The following is a 25,023-nucleotide window of genomic DNA, read 5'->3' on the forward strand; positions in this document are numbered from 1 at the left end:
CAACAGGCGTGCTGGATTGAGAACCGCTTTTGATTCGCCCGATCGCAATTCTGTTTTGCTTTACGGTTCGATCGTTCGGAATGCAAGTCCTTCTTCTGGAGGACTTGCATTCCGAACGATCGAACCAGTTGTATAATAGTGAATCGAGGCGACACGAACTTACCAGAAACACCTCACCGCCCTTGAGAATCCTGATAACAATTTTGTTTTGCTTTACGGTTCGTAGTGAGGACTTTAGTCCTTCCTAAATGCGGACTAAAGTCCTCACTACAAACCTGTTTTACAATGGTGAATCGATTTGCTTTACGGTTCGTAGTGAGGACTTTAGTCCTTCTTGAATGCGGACTAAAGTCCTCACTACGAACCTGTTTTACAATGGTGAATCGAGGCGAAATGCTCTTAAGCAGAAATACCTCACCGCTTTTAAGAAGGTCGATAAAAATAGTGCCTGATGTGAGTTTCTACTAACATCAGGCACTATTAGAAATCCGAGCGCACAAATTGACTCTTGTTTATCGGATAACAGCTAAAGCACCAGCACCCGCAGCCGCAGCCGCCGAGGTAAGAGCCGTGAAAAACAGCCACCAAGAGGCAACTTCCGCTGCTTTCCGAGTTTCTTCAGCTTGTTTTTCAGCTTGCAATCTGATGTTTTCGAGGCGAAGCTGCGCTTCTTGCTGCAAGCGTTCTGCTCTTTGCAAGACGCTGTTGCGGCTTCTTTCGATTTGGTCGATCAAACGGTTCGCATCTGCTTCAGAAATGTCCTCGCGCGAACTAATTAAAGCCACTAAAGTATCGCGGTTGAAATGACCGAGGCGATCGCGCAAAGCATCAAATCCGGCTTGCGGATCGTCAAATAACTTCCGCACATCCCGCGTGATACCTTCATAATTGAGTTCCGGGCGATCGAGCGAATTGAGATAATCGCGAATTTTTCCAAGAATTCCGTCAATTACCGATTGAATGCCCTCCTGAATTTTCTGGATTTGCAGTGCGAATTGGTCGCGCACCGACAAAATTTGATCGACAATCCGAGCAGCTTCTGCTTCGGAAATATCCGGCCGCTGAGACAGCAGAGAAATCATAGTAGCTCGATCGATATGCGACAGTCGTTCGCCCAAGCTGTAAGCGCCGACTTTTGGATCGTGTAGCAGCAGTTGCAAGTCCCGCTTGATGGCTTCGGGATTTAATTCATCCTTGCCCGTATTTCGCAAATAATCCTCTAAAATGCTCTGAAAATCCTGGACTTGAGTTTGCACCCGCTTCGCCAAACGGCGCGGCGCTTTCACGATCGATCCTAGAGTTTCCTGCACTTGGTCGATAATTTGATTGACTTGTTCCTCGGTCAAATCTTCTCTCTGAGAAAGCAGCTTGACCAAAGTATCGCGATCGACCTGAGATAGCCTTCCGCGCAGCGCTAAAGCCCCTTCCTTGGGATTTTCCATCAATTTGGTCAAATCCCGCTTAATCCCTTCAGGATTGAGTTCTTCCTTGCCAGTCTTCCGCAGGTAATCTGCCAGGGCGGTAGTAGTTTGGTCGTACTGATCCTTGGCTTTTTCAGCCAACTTTTGCGGTGCTTCCAGCGCGCTGTGCCAAGTTTCTTCGGCACTGTCGAGAAGCTGGTTTACTTGGTCTTCGCTGAGGTCTTTGCGCTGAGATAGCAATTTTACCAAAGTTTCGCGATCGAACCGAGAAGCTCTAGCTTTTAGCGCCCACATTCCCGCTTCCGGGTTGTCCAGCAGCGTTTTGAAATCGCGCTTGAGCCCTTCGGGATTGAGTTCTTCTTTGCCCGTAGACTTCAAGTATTCTTGTACTTTTTGCCACTGATTGTCTAGTCGGACTTGCGCTGCTTCTTGCAGACCTTTAGCATCTGCTAAAACTACATCTCGCGTCCTTTCCAACTCTTTAACAATCTGGTCTACTTCCTGGAAGCCGAAGTTTTCGCGGCCTCTGAGAATTTGCACGAAACTATCGCTGGTGAAAGGAGAAAGCCGATCGCGCAACTGTTCGTAAGTAACATCAGAATCCTCTAAGATTTTCTTAAAATCGCTCCCGATACCTGCTGCTGTCAGTTCTGCTTTGGGCGTCAGCTTCAAATAAGTTTCCACGCGCCACTGCAAATCGCGAGCTTTTTCTTGCTCCTCGGCAAAGATCGCAGTTTGTAAAACTCGCTGTCTGATTCCTTCTAATTCCTGGGAAATTTCTTTAATTTTGTCTTGGGTAAAAACGCCTCGACTTGCCAGGATTTCCGCAAACTTGGACTGATTTAGTTTTTCCAATTCGTGGCGCACAGTTCCCGGATCTGCCGTTGGATCGTAGAGCACGTCACGAAATTCGCGCTCGATCGCGGTAGGGTTCATCTGCCACGAATAAGTGTTGAGCAAGTAGTTTTCTACGTCAGCACGAATTGGGCTGTAAGTTTCTGGTTCGCCTTTGACTTGAGCGGTAATTTTATCAGCTTGTTGGCTAACTTTGTCCTTAGCTGTTTTAAGCTGACCCATTACTTTTTCGACATCTAAGTCGGAAATATCCGTGCGACCCAAAACTACTCCCATTAAAGCATTAACTGCCATTGACGTTGCTTGGGACATCATTGTGGAGTTTTGTCCAGAATTTTGCCCGCCCAGATTGCCGAGAACTTTTTCTACCCTACTTGTCAGCGTATCTGAGAGCAAATCTCCCGATTTTGCTGATTTGAGATAATCTATCAATTGGGCGATGCCGTCTGATTTTTGGTCTGGTTTTCCTACTTGTTTCCAAGCATCTTGGAGTTGGTCTACAATCCGGTTGACATCGCGTTTTGACCAGGACGATCGCGAACTGACTAAATCTACGAGAGTTTGTCGATCGAGATTCGGCAAATTTTCGCCCGCAATGCTTTTGAGTTGCGGATCGTTGAGCAATTTTTCAAACTCGCTACGCATCGCTTTGATGTCTAATTCCGGCGGTTTGAGGGCTTGGATGTAGTCTTCGACGTTTTCCCGCAAGCTTGTAGGGTCGATCGCGCTACCGAGTTCGTGGCCCACCGCTGCTGCTGCTGCTTTCGCCGTGGCGACTACTTGATTGCTAGCTGCTTTGGCGCCGAGGGCTGCGGCTGCGGTGCCGAAAATAGCTTGAACGCCAGATGTTGCGGTGTTAACCACGGAACCGATCAGGGAACCGACGGTGGTGGAGCTCACCCAGACGAGGAGTGAGAAATAGGCCGCCCACACGACTAAACCGACGATCGCACCTAAACCAGGACTGCTAATCAAACTAAGCTTAACTGCTAGCAAGCAAGCGAAGAATAGGGCGACAGTGACAGTAATTAGCGTCCAAGTACCGACTTTGCTGCCGATGTGGCGGACGGGACTACTGCTATCAGATTTGTGTCCATCGTCGTGGGATTGTCCGATGTAGGAAAGGCCTGCGGCTACTGATAAATTTGTCAGCAAGAGTTGGAAAGCACAGGCTAGTACGACTCCAGATATTAAGGCGATAAAAAATTGTGGCCCGGAATAAAGGAGTGCTGCATCTTCTACTCTGCTTGTTGTTGTTGTAGTCTGTTCTACAGGCACTTGGGCCAGCCAGAACCCGATGTTATACAGTTGTGGATTTATTGGCAAATTTTGATACATAGTATATTCCTCGTTAAAGGGTGGGTGCGCGCGTTCATTGGCGCGACTTGACCAATGTATAGTGTTAAACTCATGCCCCCAATGGCAAGCATCGCTTTATTGACGAGCTAAAGCATCCCCCTACAGTCGGAAGTGTATAAATATGTCTGCGGCCTGCTGTTGATTCAGGGATAATTGTGCTATGTCAGTTTTCTGTCCGTTGTCAAATAGACTTTGTTTAACGAACCGCAGAGGACGCAGAGAACGCTGAGGAAGAGAAGAGAGAGAAAAAAATTGTGAGTCGTAGGGTGCGGATACATCAAAAATCCCTAAATAAATATCGACAATCCGATCGCGACGCACCTATTTAATCGCTTGTAGACTGTAAACAAACGCCACACTTGTTTGGTCGAAAACTTTGTAAACATGGTATTAGTTATTAACCTTCAAAAAAATTGATTATGCAGCGAGAAAGTCACGCGATTATTATGGGCGGGAGTTTAGCAGGACTGTTGGCCGCTAGAGTATTAGCGAAACACTTCGATCGCGTAAGTATTGTTGAACGAGATTTTTTTCCCGAACAAGCTGCGCCTCGCCCCGGTATTCCTCAATCCCGACACCTGCACATCCTTTTGACTCGTGGAAAAATCATCTTAGAACAGTTGTTTGCCGGCTTAGAAAACGAACTGATAGCTGCGGGTGCTCCGAGGTTAGATCCGAAGTCGATCGCCTGGTTTAGTCCGGCTGGTTGGGCGACACATTTTACCCCCGATCCAGATGATTTAATTATGTTCAGTCGGGATTTACTCGATCGCCAAATTCGCCACCGCTTGACTGAAAATACGAACGTGCATTTCCTGGAAGGAGGGACTGTAACGGGGTTGCTGGCGAATACTCAGGGCACGGCGATTGCTGGTGTGTCGGTGCGTTTTTGCGATCGCCAAAACCCAGGTAACATTAATGAAGAGAATTTGAATGCAGATTTAGTAGTCGATGCTAGCGGCAAAGTTTCTCAAACGCCTAAATGGTTGAAAAAACTCGGCTATGAACCGCCACCTGAAACGGTTATCAATGCTTTTGTCGGCTATGCGACGCGCATCTATGAATGCAGCGGTAAATTGTCAGATACAGCGCCTGTATTTGTGTCAACTGCACCGCCATTTCGCACTCGCGGCGGTGCAATTTTCCCGATCGAGGGGAATCGCTGGCTGGTGACTCTCGGTGGGGGCGATCGCGATTATCCGCCCGCAGACGCAGCAGGTTTTGTAGAATTTGCGCGCAGTCTGCCAACTCCGATGATTTATGATGCGATTAAAGATGCAAAGGCGATCGCACCTGTGTATAGTTATCGAGGTACAGAAAACCGTTTGCGCCACTACGAACGCCTCTCCCATTATCCTGAAAATTTGGTAATTGTCGGCCATGCAGTTTGCGCTTTCAACCCTGTTTACGGCCAAGGAATGACGGTTGCTGGATTGGATGCTCAGATGCTGGATGAATGTCTGCAAAAACAGCGGCAGCGCTATCCTGAAGGCGATTTAACAGGCTTTGGGCGACATTTTCAACAAAAACTCGCAAAATTACATACTATTCCTTGGACGTTTGCTATCAGCCAGGATTCGCGCTATCGGGGAAGTGAGGGTGCGAAACCAAACCTGGCTACGCGACTGACAATTAATTACATGGATCTGGTGTTAAAAGCGTTGACCACAGATGCGAAAGTTTGTCAAGCTTTTTTGGAAGTTCTGCACATGATTGAACCACCGACTTTACTTTTTCATCCTAAAATTGCGGTAAAGGCGATCGGGCAATTAGTCACCAGTCGGCCGAATTAATAAACTTGTGCAATGCTCAATTGCCAATCAAACAATCTAATTCCCGTTGCATTTGAGTTGTAACTAGATCGAAACAAGCATCGACATAATCGCGATCGCCCGCAGCTTCCTTACCGTACCTCTCAAATACAATTGGTTCGCACACGCGAGTCCGAATTTGCACGGGAAAAGGCAGATTTGGCAAAGGCCCAATACTCAATCCCCAAGGCAATCCCAAATACACCGGAAACACTACCGGATCGATGCCCAACAACCACGGCATCCCCAATTCATGCAATTGCTTAACTTCTTCGTACAAATCTGCCAAAACTATTAAAGTATCGTGGGCACCGTGGGATATAATTGGTACAATTGGCACTTCTTCTCGCAATGCTAACTTAATAAATCCCTTGCGTCCGGCAAAGTGGATTTTATTGCGTAAGTGATAGGGACGAAAAGTATCTTCGGCACCACCAGGATAGACTAGAACCGGGGCATTTTTTCGCAAAGCTGCGATCGCCATTTTTGGATGCGCTTTGATCGCGCCACACCGCACCGCCATGCCAGCAATATCAGCAGAAACTTCCCAAACCGTCGGGTGCATCAATCCGTAGGCCAAGCGTTCAGTGCCGTATCTGTGGAACCATTCGTATAGGAACATAAACATATCAGGAGCGGCGATTCCCCCGTTGTGAGAGCCGACAACGAGCATTTTTCCGCGTGCGGGGACGTGGTGCCAGCCGTCGCTTTGGACGCGAAAATAGTAGCGGTACAGCCATTCCCAGAGTGGCAGCATTAGTTTTATGAAGTCGGGATTGCGATCGTCCAAAGATAATCCGTCAAAGCGAGATGTTTGGCTGTTGTTTCTGGGGCTGGATGCAGAATATTTCATTGATTGGTGCTTAAGTGCGATCGGCGGGAAAAAAGTATTGTTTTAGTATTGCAAATTCTGGCGAATTGACATATACTTTATTTATAATGGGAATTGGCGCATTAAAAATAAAAAACTCACTATTTCCATTATTATATATACATTCTCATAGTACAGCAAAAGACCGAGAAAAGTCAACACCAGATCAGGCAATTTTTAACAGTTAAATCATAATTCTTGGACATACTGCCTCAAGACAGGTGGCAAAGTATAAAAACTTCCTGTTTTGTCAATGAAGCAACGCCGCGATAAAGATTGCAGGGCATTGAGCAAATCTGGCGATCGCACAGTGCCATATTCGAGTAATTTTGTCAAGTTGACTGGTTCGCTTTCCCTACAAAACAAGGAGAGGACTTGTTTTTCTATTTCCGATAAGCGACTAAACTGCTGCTGTAAAACATCTTTCAAATCTTCGGGTAACAATACGGTATCATTTAATAATAACTCAGTCGCGCCAATTCCCAACTCTTGCATCAAAGTCGCCACGCTTTTTAACCATAAGGGATTACCTTGGTAGCGGTGAATGAGTGTTTCCCAGTTCTCGATTTCTGTTAATCCTTTATCTCGGAGTATTTCCCGCGCGGCCGCACTGTCTAAGCCTGTGAGTTGTAAAATACGAATGGGAGTATTTTCGCTGGTGAGTTGAGGAACTTCTTTGGGTGGTTCCCAACCGATTAGCAGGAAGCAACTTTGATGGGATAATTTTTCTATTTGTTTAAATAAAGAGCGATATTCTTCGTATCCTGGTTTATATTTTCCTGCTAATTCGCCGCTGCTGAACAAATTGTGAATGTCATCTAAGACTACTAAACACCGATGTTTTTGTAAATATTTAATTAGGGGTAATGCTTTCTGGTTAGTTGTGGGTGAATCTTGCTTTGCTGACTGGGAGAAAAACTGGATTAAGTTAGCTTCAAATTCCGAGAGAGTCGGGGATGTGTCGAGATTGCACCAAATGACGTATTCAAAGTCGTCTTTTATTTGTTGTACGAGTTGTATTGCTAGGGATGTTTTGCCGATGCCGAGTCCGCCGGTGATGGTTATGAGGCGGCTGTTTTGTTGTAGAATCGAGGTTGTGAGGGTTTTGAGTTCGAGGGTGCGATCGTAGAAAGCACCTAATTCCGGCATCTCGCTTAACTCTTGATGCGATGTTTCTTGATTTGGTGGGTGTGAGTTTGGTATGTTTGGTGCGTGTCTAGATTCTCCACAGATGTTAACGCTACCAATTGCTACAACGTCCTTTTCAAAACTACCTATCGCCCCAACCTCTTTTTCAAAATTCGATACATTTGAATATATAAATCTTCCAATTGTAGATCGTAAATTTGATTTCCTGACTTCTTCGCCTAATTCCTCTGAAAGTGTTTGCCATAACTTTGAGCCAACATCCCTAAGATAACTTTCGTTACAGTGAATCTCCTCGGCAATTTTGGTGTATTTCTCACCTTGTATGCTTCCGCGCAGAATCGCCTCCTGTAAGTCATCGAGATGCTTACCAGTTTTGGCAAACATGAGATCATCAGCCATTTTTAACACTTCCTCAAGATTCATGCAGCATCGCAGATGTTGTGATTTTTATTATTATACCTAACTTTTTCCAACATTTTCTGGCATTATTCAACATTTTTCAACCAGCGAGTTTGAATAGCCGACAAAAATGCCAACAAAATTGAGCATTTTTGAGTGGGAAAATTTTTGATTCACAAGGAAAATAGGAGAATTATTTAAAGCGTAAATTTAGGTATAAAACGACAAACGTTTTATACCTTGTAATGATGCTTGATAAAACAGTTAGAGACTATAAAGCGAGCAGTAAATTTACCACAAAGAGGTATTAACAATGGCAGGTACAATTTATGACCCGATTGAAATAACCAGGAAATTTGTATTTGGAACGGATACACCGTCACCTGATAACTATAACAAGCATATCAGACCTAGTAATGATAAACCAGCATCCATTGGCTACGATATGGCCACATACATGAATAGCGGAGGCGGACGCTTCGCGTATCCATCGCTGTTTCCTGCTGTGGAAAGATTTTTCAGTGGGGAGATTCCCGACAGGGAGAATGGGTATACCGCTGGAGAGATAGGAGGCATTCTGGGTTTGACTTCTAACGATTTGCGGATTAATATTTCCCAGTACGGAACAGGTATCGGCACTGAAGACCATGCTGAGCGATCTTGGATATTTGGCAACAGTCCCTTTGAACTCAACGTTACTAATGCAACTTTCTATGTCAATAATGGCATCAAAAAGATCGAGGGTCTTGAAGTCAGAGCCCGTCCGGATAATTTTGACTTCCAGAGCGTGGGACGCGCCCAACTTCTTAACAATTTTGTCTTCACCCCAATTTTGGACCGTTATAGGCTAAATCGTGGGGAGGTCACCATCAATTTTACTGGTTCGTCGGGAAAGCCTTACCCGACTTACACTGAGGAGGATTTCCTGGCGAATCAGAAGCTTGAAGCTGATGTAAATGGCTCTAACGAGGTGGGGTATGCGGTACTAGGCGTGACGGGATTAGGATACTTTAAAAACATTGCTTCAGACCCGTTTCTATCCTATAGACGCGGTTTTTTCAACGTAATATACGGTAGTCCTGGTAATGACAGTATTTCATCAGCAGGCGTGACACAACTATTTGGGCCAGGTCTTGTAGTTGGTGGTGCTGGCAACGATGAACTTAGAGGAGGAACTTTCGACGATGAGCTTGATGGAGGCGAGGGAATTGACAAAGCAGTTTATAAGGGCAACAAGGGCGAATATGACATAGAGAATTTGGGTGATGGCTCCGTCCGAATCACTGATAAGGTTCCATCTCGTGACGGTTCCGATATCCTTAAGAATATAGAGGATATAGTTTTTGGTAAACAAATCCTAGCACAGGATATTGCCTTCGTCATTGATACGACCGACAGTATGTCTGACGACATTGATGAAGTCAAAGCCCGTGCCAGCGACATTATAAACGCAATATTTGGTGAAGAGAGTTCTGTGAGTGCTGACAAGAAAGACACTCGTGGCTCTCGAATTGCTGTGGTTGGGTACAATGATCCTGCGACAAATACCTTTCTACCCTTTACCGATCAACCTGACATTCAACAACGGAAAACCGCAGCTCTCAACGCAATCAATAGCATTTCTGTCGGTGGTGGTGATGACTTTCCTGAAGTAGTTAATGCTGGCCTAATCCGCGCTCTGTCTGGAGATGCCGGACAGTGGCGTGCAGACGCAGATGTCCGTCGAATCATTCTTTTCGGTGATGCTCCTCCGAAAGACACGGAACTTCGCGCACAGGTACTTGCACTTGCATCTAATGTCGGAAATTCAGTCTCTGCTAGCAATCTCGGTAGCTCGAAGTCAATTGCAGGCGATATTAAGACCAGCAATATTGCAAGTAACCTTGCTGTTACACGCTTCGCTTTACAAACCGATGATCGAGTAAAAATCCCAGTTGAAATCTTCACTATTCTGATTGGCAATGATCGGAAGACTGCCACCGATTTTGAAAGCCTTGCTACTGCAACCGATGGTAAAGCTTTCAAAGCAGCCGATGCCTCTGAGATTGTTGACGTAATAATTGCAGCCCTCGGAACATCCGCAGATGATCAGATACCCCCAGCAAAAAATCAAACAGTCTCGATTACCACACCTACGCAAAATATTATTAATGGTAGTCCCAGTGACGATCGACTACTTGGTTACAGGGGCAATAATATCTTGATAGGATTAGAGGGTAATGACACATTGTATGGTGGCAAAGAGAACGATATTTTAGATGGTGGTATTGGTGACGATCGACTATGGGGAGATTTAGGTCAAGATCTTCTTATCGGTGGCCCAGGTAGTGATACATTTTTCATTACAGGGAACTCGGCTTTGGGTTTGCCAGAGCAAGCAGATGTCATTACAGACTTTCAGCCTGGAGACACAATAGGTTTAGCGAGTGGGTTGTTACTAAATCAGCTTGTGTTTGAACCAATTACCTTACAGTTAAATGGGGGACTTCCCACAGTTTCTACTGCAATTAGACTTGACAAAAATTATCTAGCAATAGTCCAAGGAGTAGAAAAAAGTACACTGACTCCAAATGTTTTCATAGGCGTGTGATTGCAACTGTAAAAAAGTCACGGAGTTTACTTTACATTCATCGGCGTTTAGTTTGGCTTTGGTGAAGGGCAATCTTTCTTAAGAAACCGGGTTTCTGAGATAACTAAAGCATCTGTGCCGAGATTTTGTCCAGAAACCCGGTTTCTCACCCCCACGCGATCGCCCCACCAAACAAAAGGGCGATCGCCCACAGAAATATAGAATATTGCCTAACTGAGTGTTTGTACCACCGAATTACCTGTAAGGTGGGCATCAACTGTAGCTAATCTTAACCCATAGTAAATGGCTGTGGCTGCAATAAATCGGTCTCCGGGGTCTTGATGGGGTAGTGCAATCTCGCGACTTAAAATGGCAATGGCGTGATTCATTGGGGCTTCACGAGTTTCCAGGGTTTTTAAAGCTAAGTTAACCCATGTAACCGGATCTGGCTGTAAAGATATCCGTCCTTTTTCTGCAAGGATGAGCGTCTCCCAAATGCTAATTGGACGAGCGCCAAAGTTCAGTATTAGGATCGGCGATTACCGTTTGAAGTTGAAGCGATAGTCGTTCGTTACCAAGTAAATACCAAAGCCAAATGTGGGTATCGAGTAAAAGTTTCATTCTAAAACTTCCCAGGGTTGGGCGACAGGAGCAATTAAATCTCCTAATATTTCACCGCTTCCTTTCATTGTGCCAAACGTGGGGCGTGGGGTTTGGGTAGTGGCAGGATAGATAATCACTAATGGTTTCCCTTCATGGATGATGGTGAGGGGGGTTTTAGTACGTTCAACCTCTATAAATAGAGTCTGGAGGGTTTGGGGTAATTCAGTCGTGGTAATTTGTATCATTTTTCGACCGTAAATAGTTTTTGATAGTTGATATCTGAGCCTGAGCAATCAGCAAGCGTTTTTATAAAGCATTTCAATCTCCGATCTCGAATGCTGCCAAAATCTCTTTTGGCAAAGGAGCGTTAAAGTCTTCTGGTACAATAAATCTCCCTCGATCTTGCCCTAAACTAGCTCGTCGATTCGATGAATTACGAAACGGAACTAACTTCGCTATTGGGATAGATCCGTTTGAAATAATAATTTCTTCTCCAAGCTCCACGCGCAACAATAGTTCTGAGAGATTTTTCTTAGCTCGATCGATATTTACAGTTTCCATAATCTTAAAAAACTAAGTCCATAAACTAAGTTTACTCCGATTGTGATAGTTATGCCAGTTGGTAGCTTACCCCTTGAGCGATCGCCCTAGCAAAAAAGGGCGATCGCCCTTCTTATTCTTTCCGCTCGGAGCGATCGCCAATTCCCTACTCATAGCGATCGAGACTCGTATTGAACAGGCAGGATGCCTGCTCCACAATTATTAGAGATGGCTATTAGAGATTGGGCATTAGTAGCAAATAACAAACAACTAATAACCAATAACAAACAACCAATAACTAATCACAATTCAGCATAAAAGTCAACACTGTTTCATCAATTCCCTTGAGTTGCAGCGGCTTATATTTAACAATTCGATCCTCCTCAACATAATCTGCAACCGCAGCCGAAATCAGCACAGAGTTTGGTTCCGCCACCTCTTGCAAACGAGCAGCAATATTCACGCTCGGCCCGATCGCAGTATAATCCGATCGATCGGGGCCGCCAAACATCCCCACCACCGCAGTACCCTGGTGAATACCGCAGCGAAACCGCACCGGAGGCACCCCATTTTCCCCCACAATTCCCTGCTCCAACCAGCGCTCGTTAAGTTGCTTCAGAGCTCGCAGCATAAGCCTTGCAGCAGCTATAGCGCGGCGCACTTGCTCGTTTGGCGTTAGTTCCTCCGGCGCGCCAAAGAGAGCCATTACCGCATCTCCCACAAACTTGTCCACCGTACCGCCGCTGTCAAAAATAGCCTTAGTCATTGCCGCCAAATATTCATTCAACAGCTCAGCTACCCGGCGCGATCGCAGCGTATTTGCCATTTGAGTAAAACCGACAATATCGCTAAACAAAATAGTAATCAATCGCGGTTCCGGGCGCAAATCCAAGGCCAAATCTCCAGCCGCAGCGGCTTTCACCATCGACGGCGGCAAAAATCGGCGCAGCACCGACTCAGTTAAATAATTGTTCAACTGCTGCACTCGCCGCTCGTTTTGCTTGAGGGCGATTAAATTCCGCACTTCTGCCAACAATTCGCGATCGTTAAAAGGCTTCGATAAATAAGCATCAGCACCCCGTTCTACTCCTTCAATCCGAGTATCTGCGTCGGCTTTAGCAGTTAGCAAAATTGCCGGAGTTCCCCGCAAGTCTTCATCCTGTCGAATCATCCGAATCAAATCCAAACCCGAGATCACAGGCATCATCAAATCCGTGACAATTAAATCCGGACGGCGGTTTTTTGCCACGGCAAATCCTTCTTCTCCGTTGCGGGCGAGCAAAACTGCAAAGCCAGACTCTCGCAGAATTCCCGACACATAAAAGCGCAAATCTGGATTGTCGTCAACCACCAAAACCGTGCCAGCTACTGTTTCGGAATTTATCGGTTCTAGAGCCTCAAAGTTATGATTTTCTGCTTCATCTTCCGACAAGTCAGCTTCCACATCTGCCAGTTCCACCGCAGCTTTGGATGCGTGAAACTCGGCGGGGATTTCCAGTACCCGTTCTGGGGGCAAATGAGTCGAACCGAAGTGCAGCCAAACGGTAAAAGTAGTACCTTCGCCGTAAACAGAATCGACGGAAATTTGACCGCCGTGGAGTTCGACTAATTCTTTGACAAGTGCCAAACCTAAACCGCTGCCTTCGTAGGAACGGCTGGCGGAACCTTCGGCTTGGTGAAAGCGCTCGAATAAATAGGGAATTTGTTCGGTGCGAATGCCGATGCCGGTGTCTTTTACTTGCAACAAACAGTGAGCGCCGGCTGGTTCAACTGTCAGGGTGATTGTTCCCCCTTCTGGGGTGAATTTGACAGCATTTGATAGCAGGTTGTAAATAACTTTGTCAAATCTTTCAATATCTAAATAAAGTAAAGGACAGTCTTGCAGTTGGGTAATTAAGTGCAGTCCTTTTTTGTCGCAGTAGGCGCGGAAAGACTCTGCCGTAGAGTAACAAAAACCGACTAAATCGCACGGGCGAAAACTCGGCTGCATCCGTCCTGCATCGAGGCGCTGCAAGTCCAGCAGTTGATTTACCAACCGCAGGAGGCGGCGGGAATTACGCAAGGCGATGACGGCTTGTTCGTAGGGTAAGTCTTCTTTGCGGCCGCAAGCTGATTCTAGAGGGCCGATAGTTAGGGTGAGAGGGGTGCGGAATTCGTGGGAGATATTTTGGAAAAATTCGGTTTTGAGTCGATCGGCTTCCAAAAGCCGTTCCGCCTGCTGTCTGGTAGTCTGGTAGAGGCGCGACTGCTGCACCGCCAAAGCAGCTTGAGTTGCCACTATTTGAGCCAGGTCAATGTCTGAGAGGTTCCAGCGGCGGGTGCTGCAATTTTGGCGCAGCGAAATGCTGCCGATGATTTTGCCTTCGGAGATTAAGGGCACGACTAACAGGGCGCGGGCTGGCGATCGCACTTGCAGTTCTGTAACATTTAAATCGGGGCGTTCGTTGAGGTCTTCAATCGCCACGGGCTCTTTTGATACCATAACTTGCAGCAACACCGGATTGCCGCGAATCGGCACCAAAGACTGCGGCAGGGAAGGATGGGCAAAAACCCAGCCGGGAGGGTTCGCAGCAGCACTCTCAGCAGCAGTTTGAGGGCTTGGAGGATTCGCAACTACCTCTGAATTGTTAAAACCCTGTTTTACAGCCACCGTATCCCTATTTGTGTCGTAGAGACCAACGCACTGGACATATTCATCATCTTCTGTCCACAGAGATAGGGCGCAGCCGTCAACTTGCAAAGCTTGGCCGAGTTGTTGAGTAATCGCTGCAAAAATATTTTGGGGGTCGAGGCTCGATCGAATTGCCGTAGTAATAGTATTGACTAAGGTCTCGCGCTTTGCCAGCGCCCGTACCTGTTCGTAAGCCCGGGCCTGAGAAAGGGCCAAAGCCGCTTGGTCGGCCACCGTAATTACTAACTGTACCTCGTGGTCTTCCCACTGGCGCGGTCGATCGAACTGGTGCAGCGCCAAGACTGCCATCAGTTCCATTTGGTAAAACAGCGGTACGATTAAGCTCGATCGAATATTCGCAGCTTGGTAAGCCTGCAATCGCTGCTCATTGTCCCAGCTTAAAACTCGATCGTCAGTTTGAGCATCTTGAATCACCTCCACATCCAGAGTTTCCCAAACCAAATCCGGCAGCAAATCCGGCGAAAGTCGGGCGCTAGAAGCATCTCGTCTAGCTTCAGAATCGCCCCGCAACCCTTTACTTTCGGCCTTCTGGTAAACGAACCACTCATCAGCCACCCGGCCGTCTTGGAACGGCCGCAGCAAACAGCAACTCACCTCAAACATCTGCCCGACAGTTTCCACAATTCTTTGCAGCATTTGCTGGTAATTGGGAGCCGATCGAATAGTATTGGTAACGGCATAAAGCAGCGATTCTTGCGAGAGAGCCCTACGCAGTTCATTCGTGCGGGCTTTCAGGACATTGTGAGTATCAACAGCTTGACTGACAAGAGCTCTGAGTTCTTCAGCATCCCAAGGCTTAGTAACGAATTTGAATACTTTGCCAGCATTAATAGCTTCAACTAAATCTTCAACATCCGTATAGCCAGTTAAAATAATTCGGATCACATCGGGATATTGAGCCGCAGTCAGGCTGAGAAACTCCGTACCGCTCATTTTTGGCATTCGCTGATCGGAAATAATCACAGCAACCTCTCCCTCTTTTGCCAAAATTTCGAGGGCGGCGGGGCCAGATTCGGCTCTGAGCACTTTATAGTCTCGATGGAAGGTGCGGTAAAGCAAATCGAGGTTATCCGGTTCGTCATCGACGATTAGAAGTTTGAGCTTAGGATTTGATTGGGAATTCATGCACCGTTCTCCTGTGCCCCGGGGCAGTTCGATTTAATAAGTCTGTTGAAAAAAAGAATTCGCAGGTTTCAATTGCACGAGTCATACGACAGTTGACAGTTGACAGTTGACAGTTGACAGTTGTTACCTACTACTAATGACTGATGACTGATGACTGATGACTGATGACTGATGACTGATGACTGATGACATAAGGGTTTGGAGTTTGCCGGCAGTTGCATTATTTTTTGAAACTGGTGTCACACAAATTCGTGAATCTGAAGTTGTTGTGAGTGGGTCGAGGCAAGAATCAACCTTGATTTTTAATTTATGGGTTTTCAATTCCGAATTCTTCGATCGCCACAGTTGCCTGTAGTGCACCCCAATTTTATTATTTAATGATATTCACAAAAATCTCGTCTTGCGGGAAGTGTCCTTAACCCCTCACCTCTATGTTGAGCGTGAAAATAGGAATCCGCAACTTTTAACTGCCCTCTGGATATCTCATAATACATAGGAATAATCGTCCTGATTGTGAGTGGATTTGCCTTTCTTTATGTGTTATTATCGCTCATCTTCCTGTTTTATTTGGTGTGTAAAAACTGTCTGTAGCAGGATACAATAGACAACCAACATCTTCCCCTGTGTTTTTGCTGCCTAGGTGACAGCAACTTTCACATTCTGCCAAGGATATGGCTTTCCTCTCCGGCCCCTGTGTCCCTGACTGATATTCGGGGGGGGAGACAGACAGACAACACAGGCGGGGAAGTGCGAGTGACGCAATTGCTGTACCATTTTAGTGAGACTGGCACTTTTTGGGCAGAGCGCGGCATTTTTTATGCCTCGTCCAGACCAACGCCCAAGGCAATTACTGCGGCGAAACACCGCTATCTTGAGCATCCATCTGTTAATCTTAGCTAGGGATGTACTCTGTGGAAACCGATCGAGCCGCTCGATCGAAGTTTTGAAGCTCTCGATCGCCCGCAGCACAGTATCGCAGCACAATATCGCTGGACAATATCTAGCCCTCCGGCGCAACAGGTAAGGCCTGTTCGCGAGGGGACGGGCTTCCTGATTGCCCAGCACTGCTGAAAGCTGGGTTGTCGGGTTCTGGGACAGGCAGCCAACATCCGACTTGCGATCGCGCCCGGTATTAGTCTAGTAGATACTTGATATTGTCAATTACCGCTAGACGGATAAATTATATTCGATCGGGTATTTCTGCAAGCAGAGAGCGGTACGCTTCCGGGAACCAGACGTTAAAACCTTTTTGATTGTTTTTAATAACTTTCCCGCTACCCACAAATCTAGTATTAAGGGATGGGTTTTCATTGGAAATAAATTTAGTCTAAAATACTGAATATCTCCAATTTACATCAGATAATAGTTAGAGGAAAGTACAAAAAGAATGTGACTGAATCGCATTCATAAACTCTGAGTATAAGTCATACAATTTAATCTCTTAAATTTAAGATTCTCGATGACAAATATTATGATTGGGAGTTGGTCTAAAGTTACATTCTTTTTTTAAAAGTGATATTACATTATCACCAGAAGTGAAATTTCTCAGATGGGCAGATCGGTAACCCGCGTAGAAAAATTAATATAGTGACCTGGAATTGTGAATCCTTCCTTTTTTTCCTCAGCTTCTCACCAACAACAAACTCCCGGACTTTCTGGCTTTTCGATCCGGGTGGCTGCATCAAATGACTTGACGCAACTAGCGGATATTTTGGCCATGAGCTTTCACTCCCGCGAGGGGTTTGTAGAATGGGTGTATCCAGTGTTGCGTTTAGGCATTTACGAAGATTTAAAAAATCGACTCCGTTCTAAAGCAGAACACTATATTTGTCTCGTTGCTGAGCTAGTCTCGCGGGAGTCAGGAATGCAGAATTATCGATCGCACCAAACTCAGTCTATAGCAGGAACAATAGAAATGGCTCTGCGTTCTCGATTCCCTTGGCAAATACCGAATTCCGACTATCCTTACTTGTCAAATTTAGCAGTTCACCCGGAGTATCGGCGGCAGGGAATTGCTCAACAACTGCTCGACAACTGCGAGAATACAGCCCGAGAATGGGGATTTTCGGAGATTTACCTCCACGTTTTGGAAAACAATCACGGGGCGCGACAATTGTACTATCAAGCAGGCTACCGCTTGCAACAAGTGGATTGGCATTGGACTTATTGGCTATTCGGCCAGCCGCGCCGGCTATTTTTACGCAAGCAGATTTCCCTCTCATCAACTAAGTATGGGTAGTGGTGCATAAGCGCCTGCTTTTCGCACGCTCAATCGTTATGGAGAAAGGCTTGTATCAATTGCATCATTCAAGAAAGCAGCACTACCCAATTTCTACCTCCTGCTTCACTTCTAGTTGAACTTGAGCCTCAACAAATAGCGATTCCTTGATAATGAATTGGTTCATCAGGCTTGAGATTGTTCGAGAAATTTTTGTCTCCGAGAGGCGTAAACTGCCAAATCTGCCTCGGTGAATCGGGTTTTTTGCCATGAGGGACGAGACATTAGCCGATCGCACCAAGCTTGAATTTTGGGATATCCGTCTGTGGATACATCAACCCAAGATAGCAGAGGGACGACCGTACCAGCAACGCATTCAGCATATGTTAAGGTGTTGCTACCGAAAAAAGGGCGATCGTCCAACAAACCTTCAAAAAATGTCAGCACAGTATCGACTTTTTCCTTAGCCTTTGCGATTACCTGCGCTTCAGGAATTCCCCAGCCCATTTTTTCACTGCTGAGGGGGTAAAGTGCCGGCCCAAGTTCGTTAATCGTGACCAATTGTACCATTTTCACAATTGCCAAATCTTTCGCATCTTTGGGTAGCATGGCCGGTTCGGGATACTTCGCTTCTAGATAGTCAAGAATTGCCAGAGACTCGACGACGGTGAAACCATCATCGACCAAAACAGGGACGCGATGAAAAGGATTCATTGCGACAAATTCAGGCTCTAAATGATCGCCGTCCAAGTAGATTGTTATTAATTCAAAGTCGAGGTTTTTTTCGATGAGGGCAACCCACACGCGGCTGGAGTTGGTGGAAATGGGAGTATGGTAAAGTTTCATAAATTTTGTGCCTGTTTGTTGAGAGAGTCAGCTTTTGAGGATTGAGTTGCCGATCGGGCTACTGAAAATATTTAGATTTTAGTCAATTTTACACGCACAGGGGGCGATCGTACTTCTGGCACAATCGGACATCATTACCTGTAGTGCGATCGAGCTTGGATAGCATTTGATAACTTACGCTGCTAAACTGGTACAGCACACAGCGGTTGATCGCTTGTCAAGTTTCGAGGCTGTATTATGACCGTTAACTACCGAGTTGCAGCGATCGCTGATATTACGCTTCTTTTAGAACTTGTTAAAGAGTTTCATAAAAAAGAACAATTGGAATTCGACGAAAAAGTCGATCGTGATGTTTTAGCAAATCTTTTGGCTGATGCGTCTTTGGGACAAGTGTGGCTGATTCAGCAAGAAGATGAGGCGATCGGCTATATTATTTTGACGCTGGGTTACAGTTTAGAATACCGAGGCAGGGATGCCTTTATTGACGAGTTTTATATCCGACCCAACTATCGCGGACAAGGCATTGGAACTCAGACTTTAGCATTTGCAGAGGATACCTGCCGAGTTTTGGGAGTCCAAGCTCTTCATCTGGAAGTAGATTTTGAAAATCCCGATGCACAGCGTCTTTATCACAGAGTAGGTTATCAAAGTCATAACCGTTTTCTGATGACTAAAAATTTGGCAGTCTCTGAAGACAAGGATTTGGGCAATTAAGAATGTTCTCACACTCTTGATGGGCTGATTATTGATTGATAGTGACTTCCTGGCGCACAGACGAGGTAATCGCCTCTACTAGAAATAATCGCTCGCTAAGTGACAAATTAAGCGTTAATTTCATTAATTCTTGAAAAGATAATTCTTCTTTTGCATATTCGGAAGAATTATCATTCCGATCTGGCGAAAAAACCTCATCAGAACTTAAAGGCTTGACTGAAGTATTATGCTCTAAACTTTTCTTCATATCTGCGAGTAGAAGCTCTAAAAATTTAATATCGTTCCCTAGATCCGCAGCCTCATCCTCTTCTATATCTTCAATTACCTGCAAACGTTCTTGATAGGCATTGATTTGATGTTCGATCGCTTCTATAATAAACCTTAAATCTTTAAATGATAAATTCATATTGCTTAGCTGTCATTTGATTTATTTTCTCCAAGTTTATCCTCGACCGTTTCACCGTCTCCACTATCGGCTAAATTGTTACTTTCATCTGAAACTTCATAATTATCCATAATTTCAAGCAATAAATGCTTTAAATTCTTATCCGGTGGTCGTTTCTCAAATTCTGCGTGTGTGTAAATCCAAATTAACACAACTTCTTTTTTTGTAATATCTAACAAATAGATAAGTCGCCCCTGTTCAGCGGCTCCCCGAAGCTGAGGCATTTTAAACTCAAGCTTCCAAAATTCCAACCCCTCACGGCTACAGCCTTTGGGCCAAGGTTCTAAATGTCCCAACGGTGGACGGGGACGGGGGTCAACACTCAAAATTCTGAGGAATTTTTGGATTAATTCGACAAATTTCACTAATCCTACCTGATTTTTACGATAGTGATCGCGGATTAGTTTTTGCTGAGTTTTATCAAAGTTCTTCGAGAGCTTGATATGAAATTGCTCTGATTCGTTCACAGGCCTCCTCCGCTGTCATCGCCTCGATAGTTTCTAACTCTTCAAAAGTCTGTTCCAGGGCTTCAGATAGTGCTTTTTGATAAGCAATATCTTCCCGTTCTACTCCACTCAAGATCGCATTAAGAAGACGTTGAAATGCTGCACCGTAAGCTATAAAAGCGTCTTGCTCACCTTTGATTGCAATTGAAAATAAAGAAAAAGCCAAATAAAAACGCCCTAAAAATTCACTAAAAACTCCCTTAATTCCTTGAGGGGGTTCAATTAAGGCATAGGCAAAAATTTTGAGTAATTCTCTAGTCTCAGGGGGAATCTGCTCCCAACGAGCGTCAATTATGACAGCTAAATTGTTTGCTTTTTGAGCCAGTTCCCAAAACCTTGAAGCGCTGGATGTGCGCGGCTGAAATATCTGCCGAATTTCGCTGGGGCTAATTGTAATAGTGGCTGACATTGGCCTGACCTCTTGCGATGCGATCGCTTTACGGATACTCAATCATTCTTAGTATATCAGTCAGGCCATACAAAAATTTAGCTGTCCCCTGGGAGCGACAGCTATTTCTATGAAAAAGGCGGACCCGAAAGCCCGCCCTCTCAAACTATCGATTAATAATCGAAGTCGCCGCCGCCCATGCCGCCGCCGCCGCCAGAAGCAGCGCCTTCTTTGGGTTCAGGCTTGTCAACGACGATGCACTCGGTTGTCAGCACCATGCCGGCAATAGATGCGGCATTTTGTAGAGCAGAACGAGTTACCTTCGCAGGGTCAACGATACCAGCTTCAAACATATCGACAAACTCATTTGTCGCTGCATTGAAACCAACGTTAAACGGCTTTTCTTTGACGCGCTCAGCGATGACAGCGCCATTCAAACCAGCATTTTCAGCAATCCGCTTCAGGGGAGCAGCCAGAGCCCGTGCCACAATCAAAGCACCGGTTAACTCTTCGCCCTTCAGATTGGCATTCGCCCACTCTTCCAATTGAGGAGTTAGGTGAGCCAAAGTTGTACCGCCACCAGGAACGATGCCTTCTTCGACAGCAGCTTTGGTTGCGTTGATCGCATCTTCAAGACGCAGTTTGCGATCCTTCATTTCGGTTTCAGTCGCAGCGCCGACTTTGATGACTGCGACGCCGCCGGCCAATTTAGCCAAACGTTCTTGCAGCTTTTCTTTGTCGTAGGAAGATTCGGTTTCGTCCATTTGACGGCGAATTTGTTCGCAGCGAGATTTGACTGCGACTTCGTTACCTTCGGCAACAATTGTCGTGCTGTCTTTGGTGATGGTGATGCGGCGGGCTTTGCCGATCATGTCCAGCTTGGTGTTTTCCAGTTTCAAACCGGCGTCTTCGGTGATTAGTTGACCGCCGGTCAATACGGCGATATCTTCTAACATGGCTTTGCGTCGATCGCCAAAACCAGGTGCTTTAACAGCAGTTACATTCAACACACCGCGCAGTTTGTTGACAACGAGAGTAGCTAAAGCTTCTTTCTCAATGTCTTCTGCAATGATCAACAGCGGGCGGCCGGAACGAGCTACTTGTTCGAGCACTGGTACTAAGTCTTGTACCAAGCCGATTTTCTTGTCTGTCAGCAAGATGAAGGGTTCTTCTAGAATCGCTTCCATCCGTTCGGTGTCGGTGACGAAGTAGGGAGAAATGTAGCCTTTGTCGAAGCGCATCCCTTCGGTGATTTCGAGTTCGGTGGTCATAGACTTCCCTTCTTCCAGGGAAATTACGCCTTCCTTGCCCACTTTGTCCATTGCATTGGCAATCATTTGGCCGACTTCATCGTCGTTACCAGCAGAGATTGAGCCGACTTGAGCGATGGATTTGGAATCTTCTACTTGTTTGGCGTGTTCGGCAATCTTTTCGACCAAGAAGCCGGTTGCTTTGTCAACACCGCGCTTGAGGGCGATCGCATTTGCACCAGCAGCTACGTTACGCAGACCTTCTTTGACCATTGCGTGAGCCAGAACGGTAGCAGTTGTGGTGCCGTCGCCTGCTGCGTCGTTGGTTTTGGAAGCAGCTTGACGGATCAAGGCAACGCCTGTATTTTCTACGTGGTCTTCGAGTTCGATTTCTTTGGCGATGGTTACGCCGTCATTGACGATTTGAGGAGCTCCGAATTTCTTTTCGAGAACGACGTTACGACCTTTGGGGCCGAGGGTAACGGCGACTGCTTCGGCGAGAATGTCCATACCGCGTTCGAGGGCGCGACGTGCATTTTCGTTGTAGATTATACGCTTAGCCATAGTTTTTGGGGATGAGAGGGTTTGAGATTTTAGATTGGGGATGGATGGCGAGTCATTTGTCTTGTGTCATTAGTTTTTTGGCGGCGTTCGCTTTAAACTAATGACTAATGACTGATGACTGATGACTGATGACTAATGATTAATTAGTTGACGATCGCCAGAATATCTTTTTCGGCCAACAAGACGTATTCGTCAGTGCCGAGTTTGATGTCGGTACCGGCATACTTCGAGTAGAGAACTTTGTCGCCGACTTTGACTTCCATTTCAACGCGCTTGCCGTCGTCGTTGCGCTTGCCGGGGCCCACGGCCGCGACTTCGCCTACTTGGGGCTTTTCCTTAGCTGTGTCGGGTAGAAGGATGCCGCCGGCGGTTTTTTCTTCGCTAGCGCTTACTTTCACGAACACGCGCTCGCCTAGCGGTTTAACGGTAGAAACACTCAGTGATACTGCTGCCATAAATAAATCTCCAGATTACAGATCCTAGTCAGTTAGCCGTCAGTGGTCGCGATGAAAGCAACGGCTGACTGCTTACACTGACATATTAGCACTCTCGACTCCTGAGTGCTAATTTAGCTTTAGTAAGGGGCGATCGCAACTTATCTGTCTGTACGGGTTCCCGAACCGAGGATGAGTGGGGGAATGGGAGAGTGGGAGAGTGGGAGAGTGGGAGAGTGGGAGAGTGGGAGAGTGGGAGAGTGGGAGAGTGGGAGAGTGGTGATGAGTTTCGATCGCTAATTAATTATTATTAACGAATGAATAAAATATCTGAAAATAACAACGATGAATCTTGCAGCCAAGGCTTGAGCGCTTGCGTCCAAAGCCTGGGAATAGAGCGAATTGAACGGCATATTTTTATCTGTGCCGACCAAACCGTGCCCAAGTGTTGCGATCGAGAAAGCAGTCTGGTGGCTTGGAATTACTTAAAAAAACGCTTGCAAGAATTGGGGTTGGACAAGCCAAAAGCCGATCGGCAAACCTGCATTTTTCGGACTAAAGCTAACTGCCTGCAAGTGTGCGCGTCTGGCCCGATTATGGTAGTCTACCCAGACGGAGTGTGGTATCGCGATGTTACTCCCCTCGTCATGGAGAGAATTATTCAGGAACATCTGATCGGCTCACAGGTGGTTGAAGAATACGCTTTTTTGACTCATCCTTTGCCGGAGCCTGCTGAGGCGAAAGCAGATATTTAACTATAGCGCGGTGAAAAAGCACAGCAGGATAAGTAAGGTGTTAGGTTTAAGACGGTAAAGTAGAGAGCGTGAGCGCGTTGGGCGATCGCACCTGTGGATCGATCGAACAACTGTACTCTCCTACCTGTTTCTGGTAGTCTTGCTTGTCGCTGTGTGTTTTTTTAAGAGGTGTATCGAAGCAGTTCGATCGCCCTCTGGCGAGAGTTTGCCGAAAAGTTTCTCAGTAGCAGACATCCGGCAGTTTGCCAAACTACACTAGAAATAGTTAAATACGTAAGTAGGGAGCCTGCTTAAATTTCTCTATATCAGAAGTATCATTTAAAACCGGGGCATCAACTTGCAATTGAACCGATCGAGATTAAATATTTAACTTGGGCTAGGGAGCGTGAGTCTTCCATCAATCAAGGCCGATCGTGACAGGCGATCGTCCATTACAGGTTTTGGCTCCGTTCCACGTCGCAAGACATTCACAAACGGGCATCGAACACTGGGAGAGGAAGCGGTAATACCCGCCCCGCTTTCCCCTCACCGCCATCCCTTCACCCCACCGCCGTCCTCAACCCCCAACTTTCCCGGGCTGACACTGGACTGACGGAAAAAACAGGAGTGAAAAACAAGGAATTGTGCGGGATACTCTAGCGGGAAGAAACATGAAGGACAATAATTCAGGAGAGCAAAAACGGCTGATGCTGGTTGACGACGACCCGAACTTGATCTTGCTAGTCAAGGATTACTTAGAGTTTCGGGGCTACAACGTCATCACAGCAGAAAACGGCAGACACGCTCTAGAAAAACTCGAACAAGAAGTCCCCGATTTGATCATCTGTGATGTGATGATGCCAGAAATGGACGGGTACACTTTAGTCAAACACATCAGAGAAGACCCGCGCACGAGCTGGATTCCGGTTCTTTTCTTGTCCGCCAAAGGTCAAAGTTCCGATCGAGTAAAAGGGTTGAGCACTGGAGCTGATGTTTATATAGTTAAGCCTTTTGAGCCCGAAGAACTGGTAGCCCAAGTAGAATCTTCTCTGAAAGCAGCATCGCGCTTGATTCGTCACTCAAATCCAGGTATAGAGAGCGGCCCCAAAATTAAGGCGCGCCGCAATGTCGAATTGACTCCTACTGAGTTAAAGGTGGTACAGTTGCTAGCGCAGGGTATGGCAAACCGCCAGATCGCAGACGTGATGAATGTCAGCCAGCGCACTATAGAGAGCCACGTTAGCAATATGCTGGGCAAAACAGGTCTGCACAACCGGACAGAGCTAGCTCGCTGGGCCCTGGAAAGCAAAAAGGCTTGAGTTTAGGCTCTAGCGCTGTGAAATTAGGGGAGAAAAAGATACTGCAATCCGATTCGGTATGCTTGCTGGGCGATAGGGTGGTTGGCGTGGTAGTTTCGATCCCCATTAAGCTTGACCGAAAAACGAGGCGCAAGCCCCGTCCTTTTAAGGCTGGGGTCTAGCCGATTAGCGACTTCAGTCGCCTTGGAGCGAGTGCGCGGCTTCAGCCACA

At 46.3% G+C, this 25,023-nt stretch carries 21 protein-coding genes; 8 read left to right on the plus strand and 13 right to left on the minus strand.

From position 1 onward, the window contains the following. Positions 1–512: 512 nt before the first annotated feature. The gene (locus JGK16_RS23405; protein ID WP_293190485.1) at positions 513–3,614 is read right to left on the minus strand and encodes an MFS transporter; all 3,102 of its coding nucleotides are present in this window, start codon (positions 3,612–3,614) and stop codon (positions 513–515) included. Between the two features lie 440 nt (positions 3,615–4,054). Between JGK16_RS23405 and JGK16_RS23410 the strand changes: the two genes are divergently transcribed. Further along, positions 4,055–5,428, plus strand: a complete 1,374-nt coding sequence (locus JGK16_RS23410; protein WP_293190486.1) for a 2-polyprenyl-6-methoxyphenol hydroxylase-like oxidoreductase — start codon at positions 4,055–4,057, stop codon at positions 5,426–5,428. A gap of 16 nt (positions 5,429–5,444) precedes the next feature. On the opposite strand, the gene JGK16_RS23415 is transcribed toward JGK16_RS23410, so the two are convergent. Both JGK16_RS23415 and JGK16_RS23420 read right to left on the minus strand, forming a co-directional pair. Then, positions 5,445–6,299, minus strand: a complete 855-nt coding sequence (locus JGK16_RS23415) for a glycerol acyltransferase (RefSeq protein ID WP_293190487.1) — start codon at positions 6,297–6,299, stop codon at positions 5,445–5,447. Between the two features lie 207 nt (positions 6,300–6,506). Further along, positions 6,507–7,889 carry an NB-ARC domain-containing protein gene (locus tag JGK16_RS23420; RefSeq protein ID WP_293190488.1) on the minus strand — a complete coding sequence of 461 codons (1,383 nt, stop codon included), beginning with the start codon at positions 7,887–7,889 and terminating at the stop codon, positions 6,507–6,509. Positions 7,890–8,178: 289 nt separating this feature from the next. Between JGK16_RS23420 and JGK16_RS23425 the strand changes: the two genes are divergently transcribed. Next, positions 8,179–10,455 carry a VWA domain-containing protein gene (locus JGK16_RS23425; RefSeq protein WP_293190489.1) on the plus strand — a complete coding sequence of 759 codons (2,277 nt, stop codon included), beginning with the start codon at positions 8,179–8,181 and terminating at the stop codon, positions 10,453–10,455. Between the two features lie 209 nt (positions 10,456–10,664). On the opposite strand, the gene JGK16_RS23430 is transcribed toward JGK16_RS23425, so the two are convergent. The 3 genes from JGK16_RS23430 to JGK16_RS23440 all read right to left on the minus strand — a co-directional run bounded on the left by JGK16_RS23430 (position 10,665) and on the right by JGK16_RS23440 (position 11,598). Continuing rightward, positions 10,665–10,967 carry a PIN domain-containing protein gene (locus JGK16_RS23430; protein WP_366517175.1) on the minus strand — a complete coding sequence of 101 codons (303 nt, stop codon included), beginning with the start codon at positions 10,965–10,967 and terminating at the stop codon, positions 10,665–10,667. An 84-nt stretch (positions 10,968–11,051) separates the two neighbouring features. Next, positions 11,052–11,282, minus strand: coding sequence for a type II toxin-antitoxin system Phd/YefM family antitoxin (locus JGK16_RS23435; RefSeq protein WP_293179028.1), 231 nt, complete (start codon positions 11,280–11,282; stop codon positions 11,052–11,054). Positions 11,283–11,355: 73 nt separating this feature from the next. Further along, positions 11,356–11,598 carry a type II toxin-antitoxin system prevent-host-death family antitoxin gene (locus tag JGK16_RS23440; RefSeq protein ID WP_293190490.1) on the minus strand — a complete coding sequence of 81 codons (243 nt, stop codon included), beginning with the start codon at positions 11,596–11,598 and terminating at the stop codon, positions 11,356–11,358. A gap of 58 nt (positions 11,599–11,656) precedes the next feature. Here JGK16_RS23440 and JGK16_RS23445 point away from each other — a divergent pair, with 58 nt between their 5' ends. Then, entirely contained in the window at positions 11,657–11,803 is a 147-nt protein-coding gene (locus JGK16_RS23445; protein ID WP_293190491.1) for a hypothetical protein, read from the plus strand. Positions 11,804–11,875: 72 nt separating this feature from the next. Here JGK16_RS23445 and JGK16_RS23450 read toward each other — a convergent pair whose 3' ends face one another. Further along, positions 11,876–15,394, minus strand: a complete 3,519-nt coding sequence (locus tag JGK16_RS23450) for a response regulator (protein ID WP_293190492.1) — start codon at positions 15,392–15,394, stop codon at positions 11,876–11,878. Positions 15,395–16,211: 817 nt separating this feature from the next. Here JGK16_RS23450 and JGK16_RS23455 point away from each other — a divergent pair. Both JGK16_RS23455 and JGK16_RS23460 read left to right on the plus strand, forming a co-directional pair. Next, positions 16,212–16,418, plus strand: a complete 207-nt coding sequence (locus JGK16_RS23455) for a hypothetical protein (RefSeq protein ID WP_293179016.1) — start codon at positions 16,212–16,214, stop codon at positions 16,416–16,418. 576 nt (positions 16,419–16,994) lie between these two features. Continuing rightward, the gene (locus tag JGK16_RS23460) at positions 16,995–17,633 is read left to right on the plus strand and encodes a GNAT family N-acetyltransferase (RefSeq protein ID WP_293179013.1); all 639 of its coding nucleotides are present in this window, start codon (positions 16,995–16,997) and stop codon (positions 17,631–17,633) included. Positions 17,634–17,798: 165 nt separating this feature from the next. On the opposite strand, the gene JGK16_RS23465 is transcribed toward JGK16_RS23460, so the two are convergent. Then, positions 17,799–18,458 carry a glutathione S-transferase family protein gene (locus tag JGK16_RS23465; RefSeq protein WP_293179010.1) on the minus strand — a complete coding sequence of 220 codons (660 nt, stop codon included), beginning with the start codon at positions 18,456–18,458 and terminating at the stop codon, positions 17,799–17,801. Between the two features lie 237 nt (positions 18,459–18,695). Here JGK16_RS23465 and JGK16_RS23470 point away from each other — a divergent pair, with 237 nt between their 5' ends. Continuing rightward, positions 18,696–19,172 (plus strand): GNAT family N-acetyltransferase, encoded by a 477-nt coding sequence (locus tag JGK16_RS23470; RefSeq protein WP_293179007.1) that lies wholly within the window; start codon positions 18,696–18,698, stop codon positions 19,170–19,172. A gap of 28 nt (positions 19,173–19,200) precedes the next feature. On the opposite strand, the gene JGK16_RS23475 is transcribed toward JGK16_RS23470, so the two are convergent. The 5 genes from JGK16_RS23475 to groES form a co-directional block, all read right to left on the minus strand. Continuing rightward, a complete protein-coding gene (locus tag JGK16_RS23475; protein WP_293179004.1) occupies positions 19,201–19,578 on the minus strand; it encodes a hypothetical protein in 378 nt (125 codons plus the stop codon). Between the two features lie 5 nt (positions 19,579–19,583). Further along, positions 19,584–20,084, minus strand: a complete 501-nt coding sequence (locus JGK16_RS23480; RefSeq protein ID WP_293179001.1) for a hypothetical protein — start codon at positions 20,082–20,084, stop codon at positions 19,584–19,586. Beyond that, a complete protein-coding gene (locus JGK16_RS23485; protein ID WP_293178998.1) occupies positions 20,038–20,532 on the minus strand; it encodes a hypothetical protein in 495 nt (164 codons plus the stop codon). Before JGK16_RS23485 ends, JGK16_RS23480 begins: the two co-directional genes overlap by 47 nt. 152 nt (positions 20,533–20,684) lie before the next feature. Further along, the gene (gene groL, locus JGK16_RS23490; RefSeq protein WP_293178995.1) at positions 20,685–22,325 is read right to left on the minus strand and encodes a chaperonin GroEL; all 1,641 of its coding nucleotides are present in this window, start codon (positions 22,323–22,325) and stop codon (positions 20,685–20,687) included. A 143-nt stretch (positions 22,326–22,468) separates the two neighbouring features. Beyond that, entirely contained in the window at positions 22,469–22,780 is a 312-nt protein-coding gene (groES, locus tag JGK16_RS23495; RefSeq protein WP_194008182.1) for a co-chaperone GroES, read from the minus strand. 296 nt (positions 22,781–23,076) lie between these two features. Here groES and JGK16_RS23500 point away from each other — a divergent pair, with 296 nt between their 5' ends. Together JGK16_RS23500 and JGK16_RS23505 are read left to right on the plus strand one after the other, a co-directional pair. Continuing rightward, positions 23,077–23,514 carry a ferredoxin gene (locus tag JGK16_RS23500; protein WP_293178992.1) on the plus strand — a complete coding sequence of 146 codons (438 nt, stop codon included), beginning with the start codon at positions 23,077–23,079 and terminating at the stop codon, positions 23,512–23,514. Positions 23,515–24,164: 650 nt separating this feature from the next. Next, positions 24,165–24,812, plus strand: coding sequence for a response regulator transcription factor (locus tag JGK16_RS23505; protein ID WP_293125294.1), 648 nt, complete (start codon positions 24,165–24,167; stop codon positions 24,810–24,812). The last annotated feature ends 211 nt before the right edge of the window (positions 24,813–25,023 follow it).

It is taken from the genome of Microcoleus sp. PH2017_09_SFU_O_A (assembly GCF_020738625.1).
Classification (GTDB): Bacteria; Cyanobacteriota; Cyanobacteriia; order Cyanobacteriales; family Microcoleaceae; genus Microcoleus.

Bases quoted from the DNA above. Each gene is read 5' to 3' on its own strand.
- JGK16_RS23455 (WP_293179016.1), top strand. From the start codon at position 16,212: ATGCCTCGTCCAGACCAACGCCCAAGGCAATTACTGCGGCGAAACACC.
- JGK16_RS23405 (WP_293190485.1), bottom strand. From the start codon at position 3,614: ATGTATCAAAATTTGCCAATAAATCCACAACTGTATAACATCGGGTTC.
- groES (WP_194008182.1), bottom strand. From the start codon at position 22,780: ATGGCAGCAGTATCACTGAGTGTTTCTACCGTTAAACCGCTAGGCGAG.
- JGK16_RS23465 (WP_293179010.1), bottom strand. From the start codon at position 18,458: ATGAAACTTTACCATACTCCCATTTCCACCAACTCCAGCCGCGTGTGG.
- JGK16_RS23505 (WP_293125294.1), top strand. From the start codon at position 24,165: ATGAAGGACAATAATTCAGGAGAGCAAAAACGGCTGATGCTGGTTGAC.
- JGK16_RS23500 (WP_293178992.1), top strand. From the start codon at position 23,077: ATGAATAAAATATCTGAAAATAACAACGATGAATCTTGCAGCCAAGGC.
- JGK16_RS23485 (WP_293178998.1), bottom strand. From the start codon at position 20,532: ATGTCAGCCACTATTACAATTAGCCCCAGCGAAATTCGGCAGATATTT.
- JGK16_RS23435 (WP_293179028.1), bottom strand. From the start codon at position 11,282: ATGATACAAATTACCACGACTGAATTACCCCAAACCCTCCAGACTCTA.
- JGK16_RS23425 (WP_293190489.1), top strand. From the start codon at position 8,179: ATGGCAGGTACAATTTATGACCCGATTGAAATAACCAGGAAATTTGTA.
- JGK16_RS23410 (WP_293190486.1), top strand. From the start codon at position 4,055: ATGCAGCGAGAAAGTCACGCGATTATTATGGGCGGGAGTTTAGCAGGA.
- JGK16_RS23420 (WP_293190488.1), bottom strand. From the start codon at position 7,889: ATGAATCTTGAGGAAGTGTTAAAAATGGCTGATGATCTCATGTTTGCC.
- groL (WP_293178995.1), bottom strand. From the start codon at position 22,325: ATGGCTAAGCGTATAATCTACAACGAAAATGCACGTCGCGCCCTCGAA.
- JGK16_RS23450 (WP_293190492.1), bottom strand. From the start codon at position 15,394: ATGAATTCCCAATCAAATCCTAAGCTCAAACTTCTAATCGTCGATGAC.
- JGK16_RS23470 (WP_293179007.1), top strand. From the start codon at position 18,696: ATGACCGTTAACTACCGAGTTGCAGCGATCGCTGATATTACGCTTCTT.
- JGK16_RS23475 (WP_293179004.1), bottom strand. From the start codon at position 19,578: ATGAATTTATCATTTAAAGATTTAAGGTTTATTATAGAAGCGATCGAA.
- JGK16_RS23440 (WP_293190490.1), bottom strand. From the start codon at position 11,598: ATGGAAACTGTAAATATCGATCGAGCTAAGAAAAATCTCTCAGAACTA.
- JGK16_RS23415 (WP_293190487.1), bottom strand. From the start codon at position 6,299: ATGAAATATTCTGCATCCAGCCCCAGAAACAACAGCCAAACATCTCGC.